Consider the following 25,536-nt stretch of genomic DNA (forward strand, 5'->3'; position numbering starts at 1 on the left):
ATGAGACAACTATTTATATACCTATTAGTATCTATCTTATTTTCATGTCAAGCTTCTGATGAAAAGAAAGAGGTGATACAAAAACCTAAAGAAATAATTGTAGGGGCAGAGCAAACTGAAACTTATCTACCTTTATTGAAGGATAAAAAAGTAGGATTGTTGGTCAATCAAACCTCACAGATACAAGGAAGACATATTGTTGATTCTCTATATGCTTTAGGTGTAAATATCGAAATGATTTTTGCTCCTGAACATGGTTTCCGTGGAGATGAAGATGCAGGTGCACATGTAAAAGATGCAGTTGATCCCAAGACAGGAGTGAAGATTTATTCAATTTATGGGAAAAATAAACGACCAAGTCCTGAACTTTTAAAACAAGTAGATATAGTACTTTTTGATATACAAGATGTAGGTTGCCGTTTTTATACGTACATCAGTTCCATGCATTATATGATGGAGGCTTGTCAAGAAGCCAATATTCCAATGTTGGTATTGGATCGACCAAATCCTAATGGAATGTACATTGATGGACCAGTGCTTAAAGAAGAATTTTCATCTTTTGTTGGAATGCATCCTATTCCAATTTTACATGGACTAACTGTGGGTGAATTGGCCAAAATGATTAATGGGGAGAAATGGTTAAGAAGTGAAGAAGAATGTGACTTAACCGTTGTCCCAGTCAAAAACTATGATCATTCTATGGCTTATTCTTTACCAGTAAAGCCCTCACCCAATTTACCTAACGATCAATCAATCTTAATGTACCCTTCTTTGTGTTTCTTCGAAGCGACACCTGTAAGTATCGGTAGAGGAACTGATTTTCCTTTTCAAGTGATTGGATATAACAACAAAGAGATGGGTGAATTTACTTTTACTCCAAGATCTATAGAGGGAGCTGCTAGTAATCCAGTTCTAAAAGGGGAACAATGTTTTGGCGAAGATTTAAGAAAAGTAGCTGAGGGAGGATTAGATCTTAGTTATATTATCAAATGGAATGAACAATTTAAGAAAGAGACCAATGAAAGTGTGATCTCCAAAAAGAAATGGATGGATTTATTATCAGGTACTGATCAATTAAGAAAGCAAATAGAAGAGGGGAAATCAGAAAAAAAGATTAAAATCTCATGGAAAAGTGACCTAGATAACTATAAATCAATGAGAAATAAATATTTAATTTATACGAATTCTAAATAATAAAATACCTTAAAATATTTTAAATCTGTTAACAGAAAAAGGTGATCGTCTTAAATGAATAGCCGTTCATTATGATATAAGTTAAAAAAATATCTCATATCATTATGAACTACACAGCAGAAATTCAAGGAATGTGTCCGTTGGCACAGATGGGGGGAAATGCGCATAGAAATGCTCCAATTCCAGTAGAAGGAAATATGGTTCACGCCAAAGACGTTACAGATATTTCGGGTTTATCTCATGGTGTAGGTGCTTGTGCTCCACAACAAGGTGCATCAAAACTTACTATTAATGTTAAAAATGGGATTATTGAAGAATGTTTAATTGAAACAGTTGGTTGTACAGGTATGACACACTCTGCTGCAATGGCGTCAGAAATTTTACCTGGTAAAACAATATTAGAAGCATTAAATACTGACTTAGTTTGTGACGCTATTAACGTTGCAATGAAAGAAATTTTCTTACAATTTGTTTATGGTCGTACACAATCAGCTTTCTCTGAAGGCGGTCTTCCAATTGGTGCAGGTCTCGAAGATCTTGGTAAAGGTTTAAGATCTCAAGTGGGTACTTCATACGGTACTAAAGCAAAAGGTGTTAGATATTTAGAAGTAGCAGAAGGTTATGTTACTCAATTAGCTATAGATGAAAACGACGAGGTGATTGGTTATCAATTTGTTCACCTTGGTAAAATGATGGAAATGATTCAGGATGGTCAAGATGCCAACGATGCTATGGAAAAAGCAAAAGGTACATATGGTCGTTATGATGAAGCAGTGAAATACATTGACCCACGTCATAACTAATCCTCAGTACATTAAAGTTAATTAATCAATCATCAAAAAGAATTTCAATCATGGCATTATTTGAAGGATACGATAGAAGAGAAGCAAGTATTAAAGTTGTTTTAGATCAATATGGTTTTGAGTCTATCGAAGATGCAAAAAAATTAGTAGAAGAAAACGGAGTAGATGTTTACAACATTGTGACAGAAACTCAGCCAATTGCATTCGAAAATGCAAAATGGGCATATATTTTAGGTGCAGCTATCGCCATTAAAAAAGGACAAACAAAAGCGTATGATATTGCCGCTACTTTAGGTGAAGGTATCCAAGCTTTCTGTATTCCTGGTTCAGTAGCTGACCAACGCAAAGTAGGTTTAGGTCATGGTAACTTAGCTGCTCGTTTGTTAAATGAGGAAACTGAATGCTTCGCTTTCTTAGCGGGTCACGAATCATTTGCTGCTGCAGAAGGTGCAATTAAAATTGCCTTATCAGCTAATAAAGTTCGTAAAAACCCACTAAAAGTAATCTTGAATGGTTTAGGTAAAGATGCCGCTTATTTAATTTCTCGTATCAATGGCTTCAATTATGTGAAAACACAATTTGATTACACAACAGGAGAATTAAATGTTTTAGAAGAACGTCGTTTCTCTAAAGGCCCAAGAGGTGAAGTAAATTGCTATGGTGCAGATGATGTACGTGAAGGAGTTGCTATTATGCATAAAGAAGGAGTGGATGTATCCATTACTGGTAACTCTACCAACCCAACACGTTTCCAACACCCTGTAGCAGGAACTTATAAAAAAGAACGTTACGAGCTTGGTCAGAAATACTTCTCAGTAGCATCAGGTGGTGGTACAGGTAGAACACTTCACCCAGATAACATGGGTGCTGGACCAGCTTCATATGGTATGACAGATACTATGGGTAGAATGCACTCAGATGCACAGTTTGCAGGATCTTCATCAGTTCCAGCTCACGTAGAAATGATGGGTCTTATCGGTATGGGTAATAACCCAATGGTAGGTGCATCAGTAGCTGTTGCAGTAGCATTACAAGAAGCATTATCAGCAGAGACTGTTTAATATTTCGATATATAACATATGAAAGGGTGTCTTATTTTTGGATAGGGCACCTTTATTTATTTTCAGATAATTGCTTTACCTCATCAATTGATAAGCCGGTAGCTTCTGCTACTTGCTCAATACTTAACCCCATTTTTAAGATTTTTTTGGCAGTTTCAATTGCTTTCTTTTGAGCACCTCTTCTCTCTCGGGTATCCAAAGTGTTTATATAATCTCTAAATCGTTTTAAATCTTCATCATATATTTCCTGATCCTGTTTTGGTAAGGCAGTATATTCAGCAATTTTTAAAACCTTTCTAAATATGTGTTCTTTTAAAACAGTTGGCATTTGTTCGAAAGTGGTGATATTATTAAGTAAATAGAGCCATTTATCGAAGTTTGATTTTAGTTCATTTTCTTGTTTTCTGAACTTTGGAAGTTCTAAGTATACAAACTTCAGTTTATCATAAAATACTTTATTTTTCTGGTTTTTTAGTTCAACAATGTGATGAAAGTCTTCGTCATTTTCATCAAAAATAAAGTCCATGATGGATATAACATACACAGCTTTCAATTCATAATCCCATCCTTTCCCTTTTTTAGCTTGTTCCTGAATAGGAAAACTAGAATAATAAATCGTTCGATCTTTAAAATGTGTTTGCTCAGCACGTTGTAATTCAACAATGAATTTTTCACCTAATTCGTTCTCACAATATAAATCATAAATTGCTTTACGGTCAGTATCATTAGAAGGTAAATGTTCTGTAGATTTATAATTCAATTCATATATTTGATCTTCTGCAGGAAGAACAGAATTCAAAAAATCAATTAGAATATCCTTATTGGCTTCTTCTCCAAATATTTTCTTAAAACCGAAATCCGTAAATGGATTGATATATCTTGAATTACACATGATGAGTTTAATTTTATGCTGTAAAGATACATTTTTTTGTTTTGCCTAAGTAAAAATTAGATACATTCATATTATTATTTTGATGATCTAAGTCTAACATATAAATACACATTGGTTGATATGGAAGGAAAAAAATACCATGGTATTGGGAGAGGAGACAGATGGGGAAAATCAATAAAAGCAAAAGAAGCAGAATATGGTAAATCTTTTAGACTAGCTGGTGAATTAGAATGGTATGATAATAGAAGGGGAGCTGCTAAAGCAGAAGCTAAAGCAATTAAAGAAGATGGTATAGATAACGTTTACAACAAAAATGAGGGACATAAAAAATTAATTGAATAATATGGATTTAATAAAAGAATACAATCATGAAGCAAAGGAGGATTTTTATGTTTTGCTTATTGATAAATTGAAAGAAAATATTGACATATTTAATGAATATAGAATTGAAAATATCGTAATAAAATCTAATGTAGATTCATCAGATGAAAAAAATATAGATCTAAGGTTATTGGTTAAATATAAATTTTTAAAAAAACTATCTATTGCAAGTCTATATCATATTTCTTTAGAAGGGTTAGAAAAATTGACAACATTAGAAATGTTACATTTATACCCGTTAAGTGGTCAAAAAGTTGATTTTTCTTCATTGAAAAATATTAAAAATTTATTCATTAAATACACAAAAAATATCATTGGTTTAGAAAATCTCACAATGTTAGAGAGAATTACTATTCATGATGCAACATCTCAAATTTTAGATGACTTCATTTCATTAAAAAAACTCAAAAGGTTAGAATTAGTTAGACCAAAATTTGAAAACACTAAATTTTTATCAAAACTGAAAAACTTGAAATGCTTATTTTTATATCAAGTGGCTACAAAATCTCAAATTGATATCAAAGATATTACAAATTCTAAGGACTCGTTAATCCATTTAAAACTTCAATTATGTAGAAATATTGTTGGGTTTGATTCAATAAAGGACTTAAAACAACTTATAAGACTACAAATAATAGATAGTACTCCATTACCTTCTGCTAATTTCGTTAATGAATTACCTAAGTTGACGACATTGACAGTGATAAGGAAATCTTATTTTGAAGATGGTAATTTAGATGATTTAAAGAAAATAGAATACGTAACCATCGATAATAAAAAACATTATAGTTTAAAGAAAAAGGATCTTGAAAATGAAAACTTTCCTCCTCCAATTGAATGTTGTCAATAGATTTAACCTGTTATCAAATCAAGTCAAGTGACCAACACTTAATTTGGCAGTCTAATCAATCACTAAAAGAAAAGTTTAATTACAATCAAATCAAAAGCAGAATACAAGTAATTTCTTCTTAAATTTACCTTTTGAAATACCATTATTCCCTTCACAAAAAAAGTACAATAATGAAAAATGATTTAATACGTTTTGATTGGGCAATGAAACGCCTATTAAGAAATAAGGCGGATTATATAGTTTTAGAAGGATTTCTTTCAGAATTAATGGAGGAAGATATCATCATTGATAGTATATTAGAAAGTGAAGGAAACCAAGAAACAGCTTCTGATAAGTTCAATAGGGTTGATATTTTGGTTAAAAATCAAAAAGGAGAATATGTTATTATTGAAGTGCAAAACCAATTAGAGTACAATTATTTTCAGAGAATGCTTTATGGTACATCTAAAGTCCTTACAGAATACATTTCTTTAGGTGAGTCATATCAACATGTAAAGAAAATTTACTCAGTAAATATTGTTTATTTTGATTTAGGTCAAGGTGCAGATTATGTTTATCATGGGAAAACAAACTTTAAAGGTATTCACCAATATGATAAACTAGAGCTATCTGGTAAACAAAAAGTATTCTTGGGAGAAGATAAAACTCCATCTGACCTATTTCCTGAATATTACATCATTAAGGTAAACCAATTTGATGACGTTGCTAGAAATACTTTAGACGAATGGATTTACTATTTCAAAAACAACGAAATTAAAGACAATTTTAAAGCAAAAGGACTAGAATATGCTAAAGAAATTTTAAAAGTAGATAAAATGTCAAAATCTGAACAGGTAAGCTATAAGAATCACATCGTTAACCTTATGGATGAAGCTAGTAGAGAGCGTACTTTGGAAATGGAGGCGATTATTAAAGAGAGGGAAATTGGAAAGAAAGAACAATCAATTGAAACAGCTAAGAACTTTCTTACAATGGGGTTGTCAATTGAACAGGTAGCTAAAGGTACTGGACTGACAGTTGATGAAGTAAAGGCACTAACCAAATAATAGATACCACTTTTAGTTTAGGATGGCTTCCTATTTTTTAATACATTTTAAATGGTAAAGTTTAAACGTTTCTATAAAAAAAACTTATTCCCAAAACCAGTTTTAATAAATTTTGCTGATAGATAATTCAAAGGACCTAATCCAAAAAAAGTATTTGAAGCAAACTGTACCTAAGAGACGCAAGCGGAAACATAATGTCCATTGTAAAAGACGGCAATATTTCCGAATTGCCTATATATGGCAGCAATCGTCTAGGACAATACGAAACCTCCGATCTAGTACCAAGGTCATCAAGTACATTAGGCCAAAGAAGATTTGAGTTTAGTAATCATTTAGGTAATGTTTTGGTTACTATGAGCGATGAGGGTGATATATTGTCTTATTCAGATTACTATCCTTTTGGATTGAATATAGAAAGTCGTTCTTGGAGGAAAGAAGGGTATAGGTATGGGTTTAATGGGAAAGAAAATGATGCAGATTTAAGTAGTTCTCAGTTGATTCAAGATTATGGCTTTAGGGTGTATAATCCGGTGATTGGGAAGTTTTTGAGTGTGGATCCTTTGGCAATGTCATTTCCTTGGAATAGTACATATGCCTTTGCAGAAAATGATGTAATTAGAAGTATTGATTTAGAGGGTGGAGAAAAATTAATTGTCACGCCAAGTTCAAAAGCTATTTACAATAAATTTATTAAAATTATTAAAAGTGATAAAATACTAAAAGAACGAGTATATGACCCTATTTCCAAACCTGAGCTTAAAGACAAAATTCACATTTACTTATTAACAACAAGACATTTTGGTAGTGGACTTGGTATCGGAGGTGCTGATGGAAGACATATTAAAGGATCAGAAGCAAAAGAAATGAGTTTAAGTATTGATGATTATGATTCCGGTAATTGGAGAGATCATGATAGTTATGAAATAAATGCTGATAGAAAAATGTTATCACAAGCAGGTTTAACAGATAAAAACAATAAAGGTAAAGATATTCTTAAAAAGACTTTAGTTTCTAAACAAAAACAAAATATTCAGACGCCGTTAGTATTAGTTTACAGTAGGCCATTAACTGAATATGATCAAATGGAATCAATTTTACATGAGCTTTATATTCATGCAAAATATTTTGAAGAGTCAGATAATGAAAAGGATCATATAAGAGAATTTTCAGAGAAGTTTTATAAAAATAATAATTTACCTCCTAGATTATCACCTGGCTCAATTGATGAACTACCAAATGATAATGATTATAAAAAATTGTGGAACAGATTTAAGAAAAAACTTGATGAATATAATAAAGAAAATACTGATAATTAGTATTATTACTTTTTCTTCATGTGAAAAAGCAAATAAAAAATATCCAATATCTCAAAAGGTTTTAGGAGATACATTAACAATGCATTATTATCAAATTGAAGATAGTATTCAGAATAGGGTATTAAATGGATATTGGGGATATTCAAAGCAATCAAAAACTATTTATTTCCAAAAGGTAAATGACCCAGATAATTTATATTCAATTTTTTCATTCAATGACCACAATTTAAACAAGAAAGTGACTTATTGTGGACCTTTATATTCGAAAACCTATTGTTATGAATCTGAAGCTAAAAGAATTGATGATAGCGATGTTTATTTGGTAACCTTTTTAGTTGAACCTATTGAAGGTGTAAATACAACATGGAAAAAGCATTTGAAATTTGCTACTTATGGAAAATTTATTTATTCACTTGATAAAGGCCCAATTTGGTTTAATTATAATCCAAAGATAGATTATACAATTCTCCCTTGGAGTGATGAATGGGTTCGTAAAAATGAAATGTAAAAGAGCTTTTTTAGAGTATGTTATTATAATTGAAGTTTCTATGTAGGAACCAACAAAAGCATAACTAAAAAATTTAGTTATAGGTCAAATTATAAAATATTCTACTAATCACAATGTTAAGCAAAAGCATTATTATGAACTTGATAATTGTTTAAGTTTCTAAACTCTTAACAACAAGCCAATCTATGTGGAGATAGATTGGCTTGTTTCATTAAGAAGAATAAGTTTGCTTAGTTTTAAAATCCCTCAATACCATATCAAGAAAATGTTAAATCATTTTTCTATGTCTCGTTCAATTTCATATAGGTTTAGAACCTATTTAAAGAGTACTTTATTAAATATTGAGAGCTTAATTATCATTCAATAATATTAATAGAAGAACAAAGCTTGCTTATTAATACCAACTTTGGTTTCTTTGATATACCTAACAAATGAATGATAAAGTTATTTAAACTTCTTATTGAAAAATTTAATTCCCACATACAGTCTTGATAAATTCAAGCCGATAGGTAATTCAAAGCACCCATTCCAAATAGAAGTATTTGATGCCAACCGTCACTTTGAGGTGCAATACCCTCACAAGCACGATTTTTTTGAGGTATTATTTTTAACTCAGGGATCAGGACTTCATGTAATTGACGACAACGAATACAAGGTTGAACCTCCTTGTATGTTTTTTTTAAGTCCTGGTCAAGCACACAAATTGGAATTATCAAAAGACATTGCAGGCTATATATTTCTATTTACAGCGGAGTTTTATTTAATCGATAAGAGTAATAAAAACAAGCTGCTTGAATTTCCATTCTTCTTTAATTTAAAACAGGAGAACCCTCCCCTTAAATTAGAGAAACCTAATGATGTGGCATTTATCACTCAGTTGTTTGTTAAGGGTTGTGACGAGATGGATCAGACAGATGTAGTTTCTCACGAAATGGCTAATTCTATTTTAGATTTGATACTAAATACTTGTAATCAGATCTATCCCAAAGAACAAAGAGCTATCGAAAAAGGTAAGGGGCATTTGATTGTCAAGCGTTTTAGAGAATTGATTGAGGAAAAATACCAAGACAATTTATCGGTGAGAGATTTTGCAGAATTCCTTAATGTAACTGAAAATCACTTGACGCAAACGGTTAAAGGACTGACTGGGAAAACATCAAAAGAATTAATTAAAGATAAGCAAGTGCTTGAAATTAAGCGACTTCTAAAGCATACTGACATGTCGGTAACGCAAATTTGCCACTATCTAAACTTTAAAGATCAATCTTATTTTAGTAAGTTTTTCAAGAAGCTGACAGGGCAGACGCCAAATGCCTTTAGAGAGGAATCATTGAAAAGTACCTAAACTTTATTTAAAATCACCACAAACTTATTGATTATTATCTCCACATTTGTGATAGACAAAAAAGCAATTCATTAAAAATATTATATACAATGGCAAATTACTTCAATACACTTCCGTTAAGAGAGCAGTTACACCAACTGGGACAATGTAAATTCATGGACAGCTCAGAGTTTACAGATGGCGTTGAGGCTTTAAAAGGAAAGAAAATCGTAATCGTTGGTGCTGGTGCTCAAGGATTAAACCAAGGTTTGAACATGAGAGACTCTGGTTTGGATATCTCTTATGCTTTAAGACAAGTAGCAATCGATGAGAAAAGAGCATCTTTTGTAAACACTTCTGAGGCAGGGTTCAAAGTAGGTACTTATGAAGAAGTAATTCCTACAGCTGACTTGGTAATCAACTTAACGCCAGACAAGCAACATACAAATGTTGTTGAGTCAGTAATGCCATTGATGAAACAAGGAGCTACATTATCTTATTCTCACGGTTTCAACATCGTTGAGGAAGGAATGCAGATCAGAAAAGATTTAACTGTAATCATGGTGGCACCTAAGTCTCCAGGTTCTGAAGTTAGAGAGGAGTACAAGAGAGGATTTGGTGTTCCAACTTTAATCGCAGTACACCCAGAAAACGATCCAGAAGGAAAAGGTTGGGCACAAGCGAAAGCTTATGCAGTAGCTACTGGTGGTGATAGAGCAGGTTGTTTGAAATCTTCTTTTGTTGCTGAGGTAAAATCTGATTTAATGGGTGAGCAAACTATCCTTTGTGGATTGTTGCAAACTGGATCTATCCTTTGCTTCGACAAAATGGTTGAAAAAGGTATTGATGCTGGTTGGGCTGCAAAATTTATCCAATACGGATGGGAAGTAATCACTGAGTCATTAAAGCACGGTGGTGTATCAGGTATGTTAGACAGATTGTCTAACCCTGCAAAAGTAAAATGTTTCGAAGTGTCTGAAGAATTGAAAGACATCATGAGACCATTGTTCCAAAAGCACCAAGACGATATCATTTCAGGTGAGTTCTCATCTACTATGATGAAAGACTGGGCTGAGGATGACAAAAACTTGTTGAACTGGAGAGCATTGACAGGTGAGACTAACTTCGAGAAAACGGCTCCTGCTGATGTTGAAATCACTGAGCAAGAATTCTACGACAAAGGTTTGTTGATGGTTGCTATGGTTAGAGCTGGTGTTGAGTTGGCTTTCGAAACTATGGTAGAAGCTGGTATCATCGGTGAGTCTGCTTACTATGAGTCATTACACGAAACTCCATTGATTGCTAACACAATCGCAAGAAAGAAATTGTACGAAATGAACAGAGTAATCTCAGATACAGCTGAGTACGGTTGTTACTTGTTCGATCATGCATGTAAGCCATTATTAGCAGACTTCATGAAAGGTGTTGAAGCTGATATTTGTGGTAAAGACTACAACGAAGGTAAAGACAACGGTGTAGACAACGTGACATTGATCAAAGTAAACGAAGCTTTAAGATCTCACGAAATTGAAGCAGTAGGAGCTAGATTAAGAGGTGCAATGACTGCAATGAAGCAGATTGCTTTAGGATAAGAAATAATTATTATTCTTTATAATAAATAAAGGCTCCCTTTTTGGGAGCCTTTTTTAGTTTATGATGTGTTAGATTTTAGAAAATTATTTTACAATCAACTCAATAGTTATTTCACTTTCAGAAATGAGGTCTGCTTTTCAATGGTCTAGGACAATTTTTACAAAATTAGAGTTAGTTAAATTTATTGGATTCGAAGATTTGAAATAAGTATAAAAAAAGGAAGGTGATTTAGTTAAATTTCATAGTAAATAGTTTAGTTTTAAAGTATGAATGTCGGTAATTAAATAGGATTTTTTAAAAGTCAAGACTTCAAGCATTAAACCTTAGGTTAATTCTACAACTATAAATACATATGACACCATCCACTGTAATACTTATCATTTTTTTATATTTTATTATACTATTTGCCATATCATTTTTTACTTCTGAAAAAGGAGATCAACAATCCACCTCTTTTTTTACAGCCAATAAATCATCTAAATGGTATTTAGTTGCATATGGAATGGTAGGAGCAACCTTATCGGGTGTAACCTTTATTTCTGTACCTGGAATGGTTGCTAAAGGAGGATGGGGTTACCTACAGTTTATGATGGGAAATATGGTGGGTTATCTCGTCATCGCTTATGTTTTAATCCCTTTATTTTATAGTAAAAATTTAATAAGTATCTATGAATATCTGAAAGATAGGTTTGGGCCGATAGCTTCAAAAACTGGGTCTTTATTTTTTATATTATCACAAACTATTGGAGCGGCATTTAGGTTGTATTTGGCTGCTTTAGTCTTGCAAATAGCATTCTTTAATGCTTTTAATATTCCATTTTTCATTTCCGTTTTGGTCATCATTTTACTGATTTGGTTATATACTTTCAAAGGAGGAATAAAGACGATTGTTTGGACAGACACTTTGCAAACTACATTGTTGCTACTCGCTGCAGTTTGGACAATTTATACTATTGCAAATGATTTAGGTTTAAATGCTTCAACGTTGTATTCTACAATTGCTGAAAGTGAAATGTCAAAGGTATTTGATTGGAATTGGCAATCACCAACGTTCTTTTGGAAGCAGTTTATGGCAGGGATGTTCATTACCATTTCTATGAATGGCTTGGATCAAAATATCATGCAAAAGAATTTGACCTGTAAGAATCCAAAAGAAGCTCAAACGAACGTATTGTCTTTTGCTGCTGTGTTCTTTTTATCTACAGTCATATTTCTTTCACTTGGGGTTTTATTATATGAATATGCTGGCTATTACGATATCAGTTTACCAACTAAGGCAGATGAACTATATCCAACCTTAGCCCTAAATTATTTTGGAACATTTACAGCGGTAGTTTTCTTGTTAGGTATCATCGCAGCAGCTTTTTCAAGTGCCGATTCAGCACTTACCGCTTTAACAACATCATTTTGTGTTGATATTTTAGGAATGAACTCAACCACAAGTTCAAACCTAAAAAGGAAATTAGTGCATTTAGGGTTTAGTTTCTTGTTATTTTTAGTGATTGTGATATTTAAATCATTTAATAACGATAGTGTAGTATCTGATGTATTTAAAGCGGCAGGGTATACTTATGGTCCGCTTTTAGGACTATTTACTTATGGAATTTTTACTAAAAAATCAGTAGATGACTCCAAGGTGATTTTTATATGCCTTTTATCTCCTGTACTATCCTATATCATCAATTTAAATTCAGAGACGTTACTATTCGGATATAAATTTGGCTTTGAAATATTATTAGTCAATGCAGGTATTACAATATTAGGTTTATCAATGATACCAAAGAAATAGTTTTATGTAAGTCGTTTTTTGTAATTGGTCGAATTAATCTGATAAATAGTTCAATTAATATAGTTTTGTTATTATCGCTCTTTTGATCAAAACCATCGAAGTTTAAAGAGTTGGATTTTTGAAAATGAATTGAATTAAATGGAAACTCGCAAACGAATTTTATCACTTGATATATTTCGAGGATTAACTGTCATCCTCATGATTTTAGTAAACAACCCTGGGAGTTGGTCGTTTATCTATCCACCATTAAAACATGCAGCATGGCACGGCTGTACACCAACGGATTTAGTATTTCCCTTTTTCCTTTTTATAGTTGGTGTATCTATTTCTTTCTCTATGTTTAATGCGAAGGAAGATAAATTAAAACGACCAAAACTTTTAAGAAAAGCCATTTGGAGAGGAAGTAAATTAATTGGTATAGGATTATTTATTTCTCTTTTCCCTTTCTTTGACTTTTCCGTAATGAGGATCCCTGGTGTACTTCAGAGGATAGGATTGGTCTTTATCTTTGCCACTTCTATTTTCCTTTATTCCGACATCAAAAAAATTATTGGAATCATTTTCATCCTATTAATTTCTTATTGGGCAATCATGACACTCATTCCTATACCAGGAATTGGAGAGGCAAATTTGGATGATCCTAACAAAGTTTTATCTGCCTATTTAGACTTTAAATTGATGGGAGGGCACTTATGGAGTGGTACAAAAACATGGGACCCTGAAGGGTTATTGTCAACATTACCAGCCATAGCAACAGCATTACTAGGTGTTGTTGCAGGTATATTGATAAAAACAAAGAGAGATGATAAAATAGTAAAGCTTTTAGTATTTATTGGAGTAGGCCTTCTTATCTTGGGTTATTTCTGGGGTATAGTTTTTCCAATTAATAAAAGCATATGGACTTCAACATATGCAGTATATACAGCAGGTTGGGCATATCTTACTCTAGGTATCTGTTACTATATTTTTGATGTGAAGCAATATTATCCAAAGGTAAGTATTGTGCCAAGAGCATTTGGTTTAAACCCTATGATCGCTTACGTTGTTGCCGAACTCTGTGCTAAGTTATTGTATCTAATTCAAATAGAAGGGGTTTCAGTAAAAGAACATCTTTACCAATTAATTATGAATGTAGGGTGGAGTAACGAGATGGGTTCGCTTGTTTTTGCTTTAAGTTACTGTAGTTTGATTTATGCATTTGTACATATCTTATACAAAAAGAATATAGTAGTAAAAGTATAAGTGATGTTGAAGTGAAAAAATCATCATAAAACAAAAAGCCATTTGATGTCGACATCAAATGGCTTTTATATATTCTAGAATGAATTCTAGTTAAGCTCAGAAACAATATTAAATGTATCTCTAGCTATCATAACTTCTTCGTTGGTTGGAATTACACAAACTCTAACACCTGCATCATCAGGAGAAATGTCTGCTTCAATACCCATTACCTTATCATTCTTTTCATCATCTACTTTAATGCCAAGGCCTTCTAATCCTCTTAGGATTTCTCTTCTTGCCATAGCAGAGTTTTCACCAATACCACCAGTGAAAATGATAGTTTCTACACCACCCAATGAAGCTAAATAAGTACCAATATACTTTTTAACGTCATAATGGAACATTTGTAATGCTAATTTAGCATCTTCATTTCCTTTAGCGGCTGCGTTAGATACATCTCTGTAATCAGAAGAAACTCCTGAAATACCTTGTAAACCAGATTTTTTATTAATCAAATTAGAGATGCCGTTTAAATCTAGGTTTTCATGTTCCGCAATAAACGGAATAGCACCCGGGTCGATTGATCCACAACGAGTACCCATCATTAAGCCGTCAGTAGGAGAGAATCCCATAGAGGTCTCAATTGATTTACCATTTTGGATGGCAGCTAGTGAACCTCCATTACCCAAGTGACAAGTGATAATCTTTGAAGTTTTATCATCTCCGTAAATTTCTTTTGCACGTAAAGAAACATATTGGTGAGAAGTACCATGGAAACCGTACTTTCTTAAGCCATATTTCTTATAAAGTTCAATTGGTAATGCATAAATAGCTCTGTGTTCTGGAATACTGTGGTGGAATGCAGTATCGAAAACACCGACTTGTGGAATTCCAGGAATAGCTAAATCCATAGCCTGAACTCCTTTAATGTTAGCTGGATTGTGAAGAGGTGCTAATTCAATACATGATTCAATGCCATGCATGACATCATCATTAATTAGTACACTTTTAGAGAATGCTTGTCCACCATGAACAATACGGTGACCTACACAAGTTAATTCGTCTAAATCTGAAATGATCTCCATTTCTTTATCCGTTAAAACACTCAAAAGGAATTCAATACCTTTAGCATGATTAGGGATGTTTAGTTGGAGAGTCTCTTTTTTGCCTTTGGCGTTTTTAACTGTAATGGACGCGTCTGTAAGTCCAATTTTTTCAATTAAACCTTTACCGATTACTTCCTCAGAAGGCATGTCGATAAGTTGGAATTTAATTGATGAACTTCCAGAGTTAAGTATGAGAATTTTCACTATTTAAATGAATTTACTTTGTATATAATTTTTCGTAGTCACAATATCATATTATGAATCTTAAAAAATGGGGATTAAAATCATCATTTTGGAATTATTAATGATTTAGGACATTAGTTGATATAATTTCTATTATCAAATAGTTTTTTGATGATTTCAAAATAGAACACAAATAATTTTAGAGAATAAAAAACACGAGGAGATCTTTTTGTCTTAATAATAAAAAAGCTACCTCAAAAGTGGAGGTAGCTCATTCATTTTATTTTTTAATTATTATTAGGCCTCTATTTTTACACCTAACAACAATACATCATCAGTTTGTTTTTCTGGTTGAAGACTATCTGCATTTTTCCAATTCTCGAAATAAACATTAAATGCTTCTTTTTGTTCAATCATTGGTTTTTCAGAAAGTTCAAGAATCATTTCCTTTAATTTTTTACTGGAAATTTTTCTGTGATTTTCTCCTCCAAATTGATCTTGATAACCATCTGAGAATAAATAAAAGCTAGTAGAGCTATTTAAGGCAATACTATGTTCTTTCATCACCATTTTATTTATTTCGGTACCTAAACTTAGGCGTTCTCCTTTGACGGTGTATATCTTTTTGTTTTGAACAAATACCAATGGAGTATGTGCTCCAGCAAAAGTGACTTTCTTAGCTTTTCTATTCCAAACAATAATACCTAAATCCATACCGTCTTTGGAGTCTTTGTTGTCCCCTCCAAGAACGTGAGTAAGATTTTGTTGCATCTCAATAATGATTCTAGCTGGGGAAGTTACACCTCTTAGATTTACAATTTTATCTAAGAATCCACCTCCCATCACTGACATCATCGCACCAGGTACACCATGTCCTGTGCAATCTGCAGCAACTAAAACAACTTTATTTTCTTTTTTGTTTTCTGCAACCCAATAAAAATCACCTGAAACAGTGCTTTTTGGTTGATACATTACAAAGAAATCTTTGAACAAACGTTTAAATTCTTCTAATGGAGGTAGAATATTACTTTGAATTCTTTTGGCATAATTGATACTATCTTGCAGATTCTTCGTGACGATGTTAAGTTCTTTGTTCTTTTCATCCATCATGTCACGTTGAGCTGCTATCTCTTCATTAATTTGTTCTAGCTCTACGTTTGTTTCTGTCATTTGATCATTGACAGCTCTTAGTTCTTCTGCCTGAGAAGTAATTTCTTCATTCTTATGAAGTAACTGAGCAGCCTGAGTTTCTAACTCTTCTTGTCTTTCCTCTAACTCAACAGTAGCTTCTTGTAATTCAGCAGTTCTTTCAACCACTTTTTCTTCCAATTCTTCTTTGGCTTTGGCTTCCATTTCAAGCATTTGCTTGATCGCTTCATTTTTTTGTTCTCTATAAACGGCGTATTTTTTACTTAACGCTAAGAATAAAAGTGGAGCAAGGAATAAATCGCCGAAATCTAAAGCATGTTCCGTGAAAAAGTTATCAGGAAGTTTACCCGTAGCAAATCCCACAAAAACAAATAGTCCAATACAGTAAAAACTCCATGCAGTGATATAATATCTAGCAATTCTTTGGCCTTTGCTGTAAGCAATAAAGCCAAGAATTAACGACATAATACTAAATGGTATTGAGATAGTTGTCACTAGCTTAATTGCTGCATAGTATGATAAGAAAATGCTAGTAAAAACTGTGGCTATACCGAATATGAAACCAACGATATTCATACCAAATGCTACCTTCGAAAGTTTCTTTGTTTTTAGGAAGTATAAGTTAAAAAGAGATTCACCCAACATCCATAAAGCAATGGATAGTGGTGTAATCATATTGGCCATTTTCGGGAAACTCGGGAATAGATATTGGAACGTATGCCCTGTTAACGAGAAGGTAAATAATATTTTCGCTATTAATGGTAAAGGGTATAATAGATAAGAAAAATCTTTTGTAGGTAAGTATGTTGTTACACTTAAAATACACAACATTAATAAGACACCTAGTATAATACCGTAAGTTACTTCATACTTAGAGTTAACTTCTGCATAATTCCAAGGTTTATAGAAAAATACTGGAAGCTTTACAATACCATCCGTTTTTACTCTGAAATAAATGGTAGCAGATTCTCTTGCTTGTAATTTGATAGGAAAAATGTAATTATGATGCTCTATGGGTCTAACATCAAAATTTACGTGATCACCCGTAACAAAATGATTTTCGAGTTTCTTATTTTTTACTAGATAAAATTCGATTTCATCCAATGGAGCATAAGGAACTTCTATCAACCAATCACTCACTTCTTCATCCATGTTTTGAATATCAACTTTAGCCCATAAAGAACCTTGGCCATATTCGAAGTTAACATTGGAGTTACTATTCCAGGGAGTGAATTTACTAAACGAAGGGACTGAGACTGATTCAAAGTCTTCTTCATTTAATTGATCCATGTAGTAATAAATAAAAGGAGCACCGTTGACAGATTCTTGTTGTTCCGATAAGTAAAGTACATCCTCCTGTAAAGCCGCAAAAGATAACATTGGGAATAAAATGCCCAACATTACAAATTTGAAAAAAAGTTTCATATCCTTTTTCGATGGAGTTTAGTTATTAATAAGTAGATGAAGTAAATTTACTATCAAAGTTCTAGTGTAAAGTGAGTCATTTATTGTAATAAATTGATTAGTAAGAAGGTAAATGATCACGTTAAGATTTAAAACTTTATTATTGAAAATAATTTCCTCGAAAAGTGCAAAAATAATGCCTAAGTATTTTTTGTTCAATCCCTATTGTGAGTTGGCAATCGTCAAAAACGCAAAATTTTATACTCCTAATAAACAGTTTAAAGCTTTAGTAAATGATTTATCACCTTTAATGATTTGGCTGTATGACTCTAAAATAAAGATTTTGAGTGATATACAGGTAAGTGAAGAATGGAAAAAGGATATTAAAAAGTTACATGAGTTTAAAGTTGATTTTGCAGATTTTGATACTCTCAAAAGTAAGTCAATCAAAATAGAAGACTTAGAGGTATGGGGGAAGTCACTTGATTATTTAACGATCTTATCTAAACCAACCTTTAAAGTGAAAGGGCTCGAAACATGGAGTGATAACGATAAGAAAGTTTATGATCGATTCACAGGATATAAAGTCTTAAAATCGTTAGTTAACTCTACAAATACGAATTATATAAGTAAGGATTTGTTAGGTACTTTTTGTAAAACTAAAGAAGAGGTAATACTTAAGTTTCAGCAATTGTTTGCTGGGGAAAATAAAGGAGTAGTTTTTAAATTGCCTTTTAGTTCTTCAGGTAGAGGATTAATGCTTCTTAGAAAAGAACATATTAACCCTGCGATAGAATCTTGGATTGAAAGTGGATTATCAGAACATGGAAGAATATTGGTAGAACCTTGGCTAGATAAAGTTACTGATTTTTCAGTATTATTTAACTTTGAAAGTGAGGAGATTAAGTTCTTAGGAATTTCCGTTTTTGAGTCTTTAGATTCAGGTCAATATGGGGGAAGTCTTTTAGGTAGTTATGAAGATCTACTTCCTAATACTATTTCAGTCCAAATCCCCAAATTAATTGAAGATCTCAAAGGTGCTTTTCGTAACACCAAGGAGTTTAAAGGGTTTAAAGGTAGGTTAGGAGTGGATGCTATGATTGTAAGAGATGTTATGGATAATTTGATTTTGCACCCTTGTGTAGAAATCAATCCAAGAACAACTATGGGACATATTTCTTTAGGTTTAAAAAAGGCTGTGTTAAACCCAAATCGTGCGAAATGGGTGATAACGACTAAACATCAAATAGCTAACTTTAAAACTTTTGAAATCGAAATGAGGAAGAAATATCCCTATCAAATAGAAAACAAAAAGTTAGTATCAGGTTTTTTTCCTCTAGTTGATGTAAATTTGACAAAACAATATTATGCATACGTTTTAGCAGAATAGGCTAGACCATTTTTTATGAAAAAATATAGACTAAGATTAAACGAAATCAATTTTAGATTTTTACAAAGTATTCTATTGAAATTAGCTGAAGCATATAAAGAACGTATGCCGGAAGATATAGGTCATCAGTTACTTATTGAGTTATATGATGCTAAATTTAATATTTCAATATTTGATATCCATAAGGAAAAGGTAATGCAATTAAATCGTTCTCAAGTGATGGCATTACACCTTTTTTTGGAGGAAATTCCTTTGAAAGGGGAAGTGGATATTATCAGAAATCAATTGTACAACGATTTTGATAAATTCCTAGCTTAATCTAAAGAGTGAGACAAGAGTTCTTGTCCGAATTTTATAACACTTTCCATCATGTAAGGGTGGGATAAAGAATGTCCACTTTTATCAATGATATTCAGCTGACTGTTCGGAAGCATTTCATGGAGTTGAAGTGCGGATTTTGATGGAGTAACCAAATCATTTCTACCATGAGTGATATAAACTGGACAGATAATTTTGGAAGAGGTAATTAAATCTTCAATAGATTGATTGTTAAATAAGTAGGGTGATTGCAAAAAGTAATGATTTTCTATTCGAGCACAAGCAATAGCATATTTAGTTGGACTCCATTGATAGAGCTCTTCATAATTTGAATGAGGGTGTTCTGAAGCAAAAGACTCCCAAAGAAGCCAATTGGTACAAAATTTCTCAAAATCATCTCCATCCATAGCTTTTCTGTATGAATTTAAGAATTGAGTTAAGCTTCTTCTATCCACTCCATCGTGTAAAACGGAAGCAACATCGGCGTACATTGTTGGGGTAGCACCTGTAAACAACCATTCCAACTCATTTTGATTACAGAAAAATATTCCCCATAAATTCAATCCTTTTACCCTTTCTTGATGCAATGAGGTATAGGCCAAGGCTAACGTAGATCCCCAACTGCCTCCAAAGATATACCATTCATTAATGTGAAGTGTGTTTCTAAGAAGTTCAAGGTCTTTCATAAGATGAGCTAAAGTATTATTCTTTAAACTACCTAAAGGTTTACTATTACCACTACCTCTTTGGTCGATGCCGATCAAACGAACGGCAGGGGTGTTCTTGAAAATTTCTATATAAGAGTCGCCTAGACCTGCTCCGGGACCGCCATGTAAATAGAGCACAGGAACACCCATCGGGTGACCCGATTGCTCATAATACAGTTCATGACCATCTTCAGTGATTAAATATCCGTGGTCGTAGGCATTCATTATTAAGGTTATTCTGGTTTAAGTTCTTCCAACTCATCCACCTGCATGGTCCATTCTTCCCATAGCTCTGTGGCTTCATCAAGTTCTTCTTTTACTTTCTGATACTGAGTATTTGTTTCTGCTAATTTATCAGGATTTCCGAATATTTCAGGATCTCCCAAGGAACCTTCAATTTCTTCTTTCTTTTCTTCAAGTTCCATGACCAATTCTTCGTATTTTTCCATTTCAGATTTGGCCTTTTTCATTTTCTTTTGCCACTCTTTCAAGTTGTAATTGACATGCTTTTTCTTCTCCTTTTTAGGTTTAGATTCTATATTGCCATCTTCTTGATCAAGCTTTTCCAAAAGTTCTTTTTCCTGATCCTGACGTTGTTTCCATTCTACCCATTCTAAATAAGTGCCAGGATATTCTTTTAACTGGCCATCTTCGATATACCAGATCTTGTTGGCTACATGAGAAATAAAGTGACGGTCGTGTGATACAATCAAATAAGTACCTAAATATTGCTGAAGAGCTTGAATAAGAATATTTACAGATGGAATATCTAAGTGGTTGGTCGGTTCGTCAAGCATCAAAAAGTTGGCTTCTGAGATAAGTGTTTTAGCTAATGCAACACGAGATTTCTCTCCGCCTGAAAGTACTTTGATCTTCTTGAAAATCTCATCACCTCCAAATAAGAAACATCCAAGAATGCCTCTTAATTCTTGCTCTGTTTTATCAGACCCAGCTTGCTTTAGTTCATCAAGAATTTCATTTTCAACATTTAGATCCTCAAGTTGGTGCTGTGCATAGAAGGCTGTAATCACATTATGACCACCTTTTCTTTCACCTTTGTCAAAATCTTCGCGAGCAGAAATTAAACGAAGTAGGGTAGATTTACCTTTACCATTGGCGCCAATGAGGGCTACTTTATCACCTCTCATTAATTGAAGGTTCGCATTTTGAAATATGATTTTTTCATCATAGGCTTTGTCGAAATCAACCAATTCAGAAATAACTTTTCCTGGCTGTTGGTTAAATTTAAAGTCCATGTTGATTTCCGGATTGTCATTCCTAACATCCTCAATCATATCCATACGATCGAGCATTTTTACTCTAGACTGTACTTGTTTTGCTTTTGTAGCTTTCGAACGGAAGCGCTCAATAAAACGCTCTGTTTCTTTTATTTTTTGTTGCTGATTTTCGTATGCATTCTTTTGAAGCTCAGCTCTTAATTTTCTTTCTTCTAAATAGAATGAGTAATTGCCAGAATAGGAGGTTAAACGACCTTGTGATACTTCTACAGTTTGATTAATAGCCCTGTCTAAAAATTCTCTATCGTGAGATACAATTAAAACAGCACCCTCGTAGGATGAAAGGTAGTTTTCAATCCACTGTATTGAAGGAAGGTCCAAGTGGTTGGTAGGCTCATCAAGCATTAAAACGTCGGGTTTCATAAGTAATAGTTTACCCAACATTACACGCATTCTCCATCCACCAGAGAAACTATGTAAAGGTCTTTCTAATTCATGGTTTTTAAATCCAAGGCCTGCCAAAATTGCTTCTGCTTTAGATTTAACGGTATAACCTTCCATAGCTTCAAATTTTTCTTGTAATGAAGCTAATTTTTCGACTAATTCTTCCTTATAATCCGTTTCCATTTCAAGAAGGATTTCATCGATCTGTGCTTGAATTTTTAAGACAGGACCAAAAGCTTCCATCGCAACACTAAGAATAGATTCTTCAGTTTGATAGGATAGGAGATCTTGATTTAGGAATCCGATAGTACATCCTTTAGGCATTGTAATCGAACCCTCATCAGGAGTCAAATCGCCATGGATTAATTTTAACAATGTGGTTTTACCTGCACCATTGTGGCCCACAATACCTATGCGGTTTTTAGGGTAAACAGTGAGAGAAGCATTTTGATACATGGTTCTGCTTCCGAAGTGAAAAGATACATTGCTAATCGCTAACATAAGGAAATTTATTAATCAAAAAATGGAATTACAATTTAGAAAAAAAGACCTACAACACGAATGTTATAGGTCTTTTGTTATTAGAGGAGGTTAATTACTTAACTTTCTCGATAACTGCTTTGAATGCTTCAGGGTGGTTCATAGCAAGGTCAGCAAGAACTTTACGGTTCAATTCGATACCTGCTTTGTTTAAGTTACCCATGAATACAGAGTAAGACATATCACCGTACATACGAGTAGCAGCGTTGATACGTTGGATCCATAAGCTACGGAAGTTTCTCTTCTTTTGTTTACGACCGATGTAAGCATATTGCCAGCCTTTTTCAACTGTGTTTTTTGCTACTGTCCAAACATTTTTACGAGCACCGTAATAACCTTTTGAGAACTTAAGGATTTTTTTTCTTCTAGCGCGAGACGCGACGTGGTTGACCGATCTAGGCATTTTTTTCTAATTTTAATAAGTTTTGTAAATCAATTTGTTTGATAAAGTAATTGTGAATCTTTGGATTATAACCAAAGCATTTTTTTCACGTTTACAGTATCCGCCTTGTCTACCTCACCCATCAAAGTTAGGTTACGCTTTTGTTTCGTCGTTTTCTTAGTTAAGATGTGCGACTTGTAAGCGTGCTTTCTTCTGATCTTGCCAGTTCCTGACAACTTGAAACGTTTTTTCGCTCCAGATTTAGTTTTAACCTTTGGCATTTTACCTTTCAGTTATTAAGAGCCTAAACTCTTAAGGTGAAACAATAATTAAACTACGCGATTACCTACGGCAGCCAATAGCCTCGGTATTTCGCTTGCATTGATTTGTTATTTTACTAACAAAAAATGCACACCTGCATAAAACAAGCGTGCAAATTTAATCAATATTCTTTGTAAATCAATACCTAATAAGGTTTATTTACTTAAATTATTTCTTAGGAACGTTTGGAGAGATAAACATGATCATTCTACGTCCTTCAACACGCATTTGACCTTCGATTTTTCCGTGTTCCTGAATTTTTTCAGCAAAACGTTGTAAAAGTTCTCTACCTCTATCTTTGTAGATGATTGTACGTCCGTGGAAGTGAACATACGCTTTTACTTTATTTCCATCGTTTAAGAACTTAACGGCGTGCTTAGTTTTAAAGTCTAAATCGTGTTGGTCTGTATTAGGACCGAAACGAATTTCCTTCACTACTGTTTTGGATGCTTTAGCCTTTAACTCTTTTTCTCTTTTCTTTTGTTCGTACTTGAATTTCGAGTAGTCAATGATTTTACAAACCGGAGGTTTTGCATTGGGTGAAATTTCTACTAGATCTAGATCCAAGTTTTCAGCGAGTTTTAAAGCCTCGTCTCTTGAAAATACACCGTTTTCTACATTGTCACCAACTAGTCGAACTTCTCTGACTCTAATTTGATGGTTGGTTCTATGAGAGTCTCTTGCCATTTAAGAACTTAATTTCGTTTGAAAATTTTTTAAAATTATTAAATTTTTGATTCTAAAATTAACTACTTTTGAATTAAGTTAACGGAATCATTAATTTCACCGCTAAGGTACTAACTTATTTTTTTCTTTAACTATAAATATCTCAGAAATATGTGAAAAATCAGATTTTTTGAGAAAACATAGAAACATTAACAATCAATTCAAGTTTTAACTAACATGAAAAAATACATTTTTTATTTACTATCATCTATTCTGCTTATCACATCATGTAGCAAAGAAGAACCCATAAATCCAGTTACATCGTTTAGTAATGATAAAGAATATTTAAAAGAGTTGATGAGTCAATGGTATCTTTGGAATGAAGAATTACCAGCTCAAATTAATACAAATGCATACAGTGATCAATTCTCTATGCTGCAAGCACTTAGGAATGAGCAAGACAGATGGTCATTAATACAAGATAAAGCTGCATACGAAGCTTATTACCAATCAGGTACTGTAACAGATGAAAACTCTGGAGCACATGGTATTTATTTATCGGTTTTCGAAAATGGCGATCTTTATTTAAGATTTTCTTATCCTGGTTCTGAGGCCTTTGAAAAAGGTTTGACTCGTGGCACTAAAATCAATAAAATCAATGGTGTTGATGTCAATACTGTATCGGACGAAGAACTCAATAATTTATTAGGAGAGAATGTAAAAGGAGTAACCAATACATTTGAAATTACTATTCCTGAAAGATACGTATATGATGACGAAGGGGTACTTGTAAAAAAAGAAGAAGAAACTAAAACTGTAGACATTACAAAAGAGGCTGTAGTTATTGCTCCAGTAGTTCATAAAAACATTATTAATGTAAAACGTGATGGACAAGTAGTTAAAGTTGGACACATCGTATTTATGTCATTCATTGAAACAGCAGAAGAAGCATTAAACACAGCATTCGCTGAATTTAAAGCTGCAGGAGTTTCAGAAGTGATTCTAGATTTACGTTACAATGGAGGTGGACGAGTAAATATTGCTGGTCAACTTTCAGGGCTCTTAGCTCCAGCTTCAGCAAATGGAAAAGATCTATTTAGATACAGACATAATGCTCTTCAAGTAGAGCAAAACAGCGATTATAAATTAGAATTGGAAGATGCCAATTTAAATTTAGATCGTGTATTTATGTTGACAACTGGTGGTACTGCATCAGCAAGTGAGTTAATGATAAATGCATTACGTCCTTTTATGGATGTACAAGTTGTAGGTGAGAGAACACATGGAAAACCAGTAGGAAGTTATGGTTTTGAAAATAATGATTTTATCTATTCAGTGATTTCACTCAGAATATTAAATGCAGATAACGAAGGAGATTATTTCGATGGTATTCCTGTAAACCAAGAAGCATTTGATGATCCCACTTACAATTGGGAAGATACTAGAGAACCAATGTTGTATCAGGCATTACAAATGATTATGAATGGTGCTTATGATGCAGGTAATGCAGCAAGAATGGGGCATCCAACATTGAAAAATATGGCTGATCATGCAGATAAATATAAGGACGTATTTATTGTGGATCAGATAAATGAATAAACAGATATTGATTTAATAAACGAAACCCTTCAAAATAGTATTTATTTTGAAGGGTTTTTTTATACCTTTGTGAAAAAGTGGAAGATTTACACTTTCATCAGAATTATAGAA

23 protein-coding genes are annotated in these 25,536 nt (G+C 33.0%); 15 read left to right on the plus strand and 8 right to left on the minus strand.

The genetic code is table 11. From position 1 onward, the window contains the following. The 3 genes from KMW28_RS09345 to KMW28_RS09355 all read left to right on the plus strand — a co-directional run bounded on the left by KMW28_RS09345 (position 1) and on the right by KMW28_RS09355 (position 3,058). Entirely contained in the window at positions 1-1,194 is a 1,194-nt protein-coding gene (locus KMW28_RS09345) for an exo-beta-N-acetylmuramidase NamZ family protein (RefSeq protein WP_169665380.1), read from the plus strand. 104 nt (positions 1,195-1,298) lie between these two features. After that, positions 1,299-1,997, plus strand: a complete 699-nt coding sequence (locus KMW28_RS09350) for an iron-sulfur cluster assembly scaffold protein (RefSeq protein WP_169665379.1) — start codon at positions 1,299-1,301, stop codon at positions 1,995-1,997. Positions 1,998-2,047: 50 nt separating this feature from the next. Next, on the plus strand, positions 2,048-3,058 hold the full coding sequence (locus KMW28_RS09355) for a GGGtGRT protein (RefSeq protein ID WP_169665378.1): 1,011 nt from the start codon (positions 2,048-2,050) through the stop codon (positions 3,056-3,058). Positions 3,059-3,110: 52 nt separating this feature from the next. Here the strand turns inward: KMW28_RS09355 and KMW28_RS09360 are convergent, their stop codons facing one another. Continuing rightward, on the minus strand, positions 3,111-3,950 hold the full coding sequence (locus KMW28_RS09360) for an Rpn family recombination-promoting nuclease/putative transposase (protein ID WP_169665377.1): 840 nt from the start codon (positions 3,948-3,950) through the stop codon (positions 3,111-3,113). A gap of 120 nt (positions 3,951-4,070) precedes the next feature. Here KMW28_RS09360 and KMW28_RS09365 point away from each other — a divergent pair, with 120 nt between their 5' ends. The 9 genes from KMW28_RS09365 to KMW28_RS09405 all read left to right on the plus strand — a co-directional run bounded on the left by KMW28_RS09365 (position 4,071) and on the right by KMW28_RS09405 (position 13,999). Then, positions 4,071-4,292, plus strand: coding sequence for a hypothetical protein (locus KMW28_RS09365; protein ID WP_169665376.1), 222 nt, complete (start codon positions 4,071-4,073; stop codon positions 4,290-4,292). 1 nt (position 4,293) lies between these two features. Then, on the plus strand, positions 4,294-5,181 hold the full coding sequence (locus KMW28_RS09370; RefSeq protein WP_169665375.1) for a hypothetical protein: 888 nt from the start codon (positions 4,294-4,296) through the stop codon (positions 5,179-5,181). A 170-nt stretch (positions 5,182-5,351) separates the two neighbouring features. Then, the gene (locus KMW28_RS09375; RefSeq protein WP_169665374.1) at positions 5,352-6,227 is read left to right on the plus strand and encodes an Rpn family recombination-promoting nuclease/putative transposase; all 876 of its coding nucleotides are present in this window, start codon (positions 5,352-5,354) and stop codon (positions 6,225-6,227) included. Positions 6,228-6,421: 194 nt separating this feature from the next. Then, complete coding sequence (locus KMW28_RS09380) at positions 6,422-7,543, plus strand: RHS repeat-associated core domain-containing protein (protein ID WP_169665373.1); 1,122 nt, start codon at positions 6,422-6,424, stop codon at positions 7,541-7,543. Beyond that, positions 7,512-8,051 (plus strand): hypothetical protein, encoded by a 540-nt coding sequence (locus tag KMW28_RS09385; RefSeq protein WP_169665372.1) that lies wholly within the window; start codon positions 7,512-7,514, stop codon positions 8,049-8,051. Before KMW28_RS09380 ends, KMW28_RS09385 begins: the two co-directional genes overlap by 32 nt. 460 nt (positions 8,052-8,511) lie before the next feature. Then, complete coding sequence (locus tag KMW28_RS09390; protein ID WP_066207981.1) at positions 8,512-9,396, plus strand: AraC family transcriptional regulator; 885 nt, start codon at positions 8,512-8,514, stop codon at positions 9,394-9,396. Between the two features lie 89 nt (positions 9,397-9,485). Further along, complete coding sequence (ilvC, locus tag KMW28_RS09395; RefSeq protein WP_169665371.1) at positions 9,486-10,967, plus strand: ketol-acid reductoisomerase; 1,482 nt, start codon at positions 9,486-9,488, stop codon at positions 10,965-10,967. 353 nt (positions 10,968-11,320) lie between these two features. Beyond that, positions 11,321-12,757, plus strand: a complete 1,437-nt coding sequence (locus KMW28_RS09400) for a sodium:solute symporter (RefSeq protein WP_169665370.1) — start codon at positions 11,321-11,323, stop codon at positions 12,755-12,757. 138 nt (positions 12,758-12,895) lie between these two features. Then, a complete protein-coding gene (locus tag KMW28_RS09405; RefSeq protein WP_169665369.1) occupies positions 12,896-13,999 on the plus strand; it encodes an acyltransferase family protein in 1,104 nt (367 codons plus the stop codon). Between the two features lie 86 nt (positions 14,000-14,085). Here KMW28_RS09405 and KMW28_RS09410 read toward each other — a convergent pair whose 3' ends face one another. Together KMW28_RS09410 and KMW28_RS09415 are read right to left on the minus strand one after the other, a co-directional pair. Beyond that, entirely contained in the window at positions 14,086-15,288 is a 1,203-nt protein-coding gene (locus tag KMW28_RS09410) for an acetate/propionate family kinase (RefSeq protein ID WP_066207965.1), read from the minus strand. A 276-nt stretch (positions 15,289-15,564) separates the two neighbouring features. Then, complete coding sequence (locus KMW28_RS09415; RefSeq protein WP_169665368.1) at positions 15,565-17,841, minus strand: 7TM diverse intracellular signaling domain-containing protein; 2,277 nt, start codon at positions 17,839-17,841, stop codon at positions 15,565-15,567. A gap of 175 nt (positions 17,842-18,016) precedes the next feature. Between KMW28_RS09415 and KMW28_RS09420 the strand changes: the two genes are divergently transcribed. Further along, positions 18,017-19,210: a hypothetical protein gene (locus KMW28_RS09420; RefSeq protein WP_169665367.1), complete on the plus strand. Its 1,194-nt coding sequence runs from the start codon at positions 18,017-18,019 to the stop codon at positions 19,208-19,210. A gap of 15 nt (positions 19,211-19,225) precedes the next feature. Next, positions 19,226-19,528, plus strand: a complete 303-nt coding sequence (locus tag KMW28_RS09425) for a hypothetical protein (RefSeq protein WP_169665366.1) — start codon at positions 19,226-19,228, stop codon at positions 19,526-19,528. Here the strand turns inward: KMW28_RS09425 and KMW28_RS09430 are convergent. The 5 genes from KMW28_RS09430 to infC all read right to left on the minus strand — a co-directional run bounded on the left by KMW28_RS09430 (position 19,525) and on the right by infC (position 23,847). Then, the gene (locus KMW28_RS09430) at positions 19,525-20,460 is read right to left on the minus strand and encodes an alpha/beta fold hydrolase (RefSeq protein ID WP_169665365.1); all 936 of its coding nucleotides are present in this window, start codon (positions 20,458-20,460) and stop codon (positions 19,525-19,527) included. The genes KMW28_RS09425 and KMW28_RS09430 overlap by 4 nt on opposite strands. An 8-nt stretch (positions 20,461-20,468) precedes the next feature. Beyond that, complete coding sequence (abc-f, locus tag KMW28_RS09435; RefSeq protein ID WP_169665364.1) at positions 20,469-22,418, minus strand: ribosomal protection-like ABC-F family protein; 1,950 nt, start codon at positions 22,416-22,418, stop codon at positions 20,469-20,471. A gap of 94 nt (positions 22,419-22,512) precedes the next feature. Continuing rightward, complete coding sequence (gene rplT, locus KMW28_RS09440; RefSeq protein ID WP_066207953.1) at positions 22,513-22,860, minus strand: 50S ribosomal protein L20; 348 nt, start codon at positions 22,858-22,860, stop codon at positions 22,513-22,515. 65 nt (positions 22,861-22,925) lie between these two features. Then, the gene (gene rpmI, locus KMW28_RS09445) at positions 22,926-23,120 is read right to left on the minus strand and encodes a 50S ribosomal protein L35 (protein WP_044200946.1); all 195 of its coding nucleotides are present in this window, start codon (positions 23,118-23,120) and stop codon (positions 22,926-22,928) included. A gap of 208 nt (positions 23,121-23,328) precedes the next feature. Next, positions 23,329-23,847: a translation initiation factor IF-3 gene (infC, locus tag KMW28_RS09450; protein WP_066207949.1), complete on the minus strand. Its 519-nt coding sequence runs from the start codon at positions 23,845-23,847 to the stop codon at positions 23,329-23,331. A gap of 216 nt (positions 23,848-24,063) precedes the next feature. On the opposite strand from infC, the gene KMW28_RS09455 reads away from it, so the two are divergent. Continuing rightward, positions 24,064-25,425: a S41 family peptidase gene (locus KMW28_RS09455; RefSeq protein WP_169665363.1), complete on the plus strand. Its 1,362-nt coding sequence runs from the start codon at positions 24,064-24,066 to the stop codon at positions 25,423-25,425. Positions 25,426-25,536 lie beyond the last annotated feature (111 nt).

The sequence above is a fragment of the Flammeovirga yaeyamensis genome (assembly GCF_018736045.1).
GTDB lineage: Bacteria > Bacteroidota > Bacteroidia > Cytophagales > Flammeovirgaceae > Flammeovirga > Flammeovirga yaeyamensis.

Coding starts and splice junctions, on each gene's coding strand:
- KMW28_RS09345 (WP_169665380.1), top strand. CDS start 1: ATGAGACAACTATTTATATACCTATTAGTATCTATCTTATTTTCATGT.
- KMW28_RS09350 (WP_169665379.1), top strand. CDS start 1,299: ATGAACTACACAGCAGAAATTCAAGGAATGTGTCCGTTGGCACAGATG.
- KMW28_RS09355 (WP_169665378.1), top strand. CDS start 2,048: ATGGCATTATTTGAAGGATACGATAGAAGAGAAGCAAGTATTAAAGTT.
- KMW28_RS09360 (WP_169665377.1), bottom strand. CDS start 3,950: ATGTGTAATTCAAGATATATCAATCCATTTACGGATTTCGGTTTTAAG.
- KMW28_RS09365 (WP_169665376.1), top strand. CDS start 4,071: ATGGAAGGAAAAAAATACCATGGTATTGGGAGAGGAGACAGATGGGGA.
- KMW28_RS09370 (WP_169665375.1), top strand. CDS start 4,294: ATGGATTTAATAAAAGAATACAATCATGAAGCAAAGGAGGATTTTTAT.
- KMW28_RS09375 (WP_169665374.1), top strand. CDS start 5,352: ATGAAAAATGATTTAATACGTTTTGATTGGGCAATGAAACGCCTATTA.
- KMW28_RS09380 (WP_169665373.1), top strand. CDS start 6,422: ATGTCCATTGTAAAAGACGGCAATATTTCCGAATTGCCTATATATGGC.
- KMW28_RS09385 (WP_169665372.1), top strand. CDS start 7,512: ATGAATATAATAAAGAAAATACTGATAATTAGTATTATTACTTTTTCT.
- ilvC (WP_169665371.1), top strand. CDS start 9,486: ATGGCAAATTACTTCAATACACTTCCGTTAAGAGAGCAGTTACACCAA.
- KMW28_RS09400 (WP_169665370.1), top strand. CDS start 11,321: ATGACACCATCCACTGTAATACTTATCATTTTTTTATATTTTATTATA.
- KMW28_RS09405 (WP_169665369.1), top strand. CDS start 12,896: ATGGAAACTCGCAAACGAATTTTATCACTTGATATATTTCGAGGATTA.
- KMW28_RS09415 (WP_169665368.1), bottom strand. CDS start 17,841: ATGAAACTTTTTTTCAAATTTGTAATGTTGGGCATTTTATTCCCAATG.
- KMW28_RS09420 (WP_169665367.1), top strand. CDS start 18,017: ATGCCTAAGTATTTTTTGTTCAATCCCTATTGTGAGTTGGCAATCGTC.
- KMW28_RS09425 (WP_169665366.1), top strand. CDS start 19,226: ATGAAAAAATATAGACTAAGATTAAACGAAATCAATTTTAGATTTTTA.
- KMW28_RS09430 (WP_169665365.1), bottom strand. CDS start 20,460: ATGAATGCCTACGACCACGGATATTTAATCACTGAAGATGGTCATGAA.
- abc-f (WP_169665364.1), bottom strand. CDS start 22,418: ATGTTAGCGATTAGCAATGTATCTTTTCACTTCGGAAGCAGAACCATG.
- rplT (WP_066207953.1), bottom strand. CDS start 22,860: ATGCCTAGATCGGTCAACCACGTCGCGTCTCGCGCTAGAAGAAAAAAA.
- rpmI (WP_044200946.1), bottom strand. CDS start 23,120: ATGCCAAAGGTTAAAACTAAATCTGGAGCGAAAAAACGTTTCAAGTTG.
- infC (WP_066207949.1), bottom strand. CDS start 23,847: ATGGCAAGAGACTCTCATAGAACCAACCATCAAATTAGAGTCAGAGAA.
- KMW28_RS09455 (WP_169665363.1), top strand. CDS start 24,064: ATGAAAAAATACATTTTTTATTTACTATCATCTATTCTGCTTATCACA.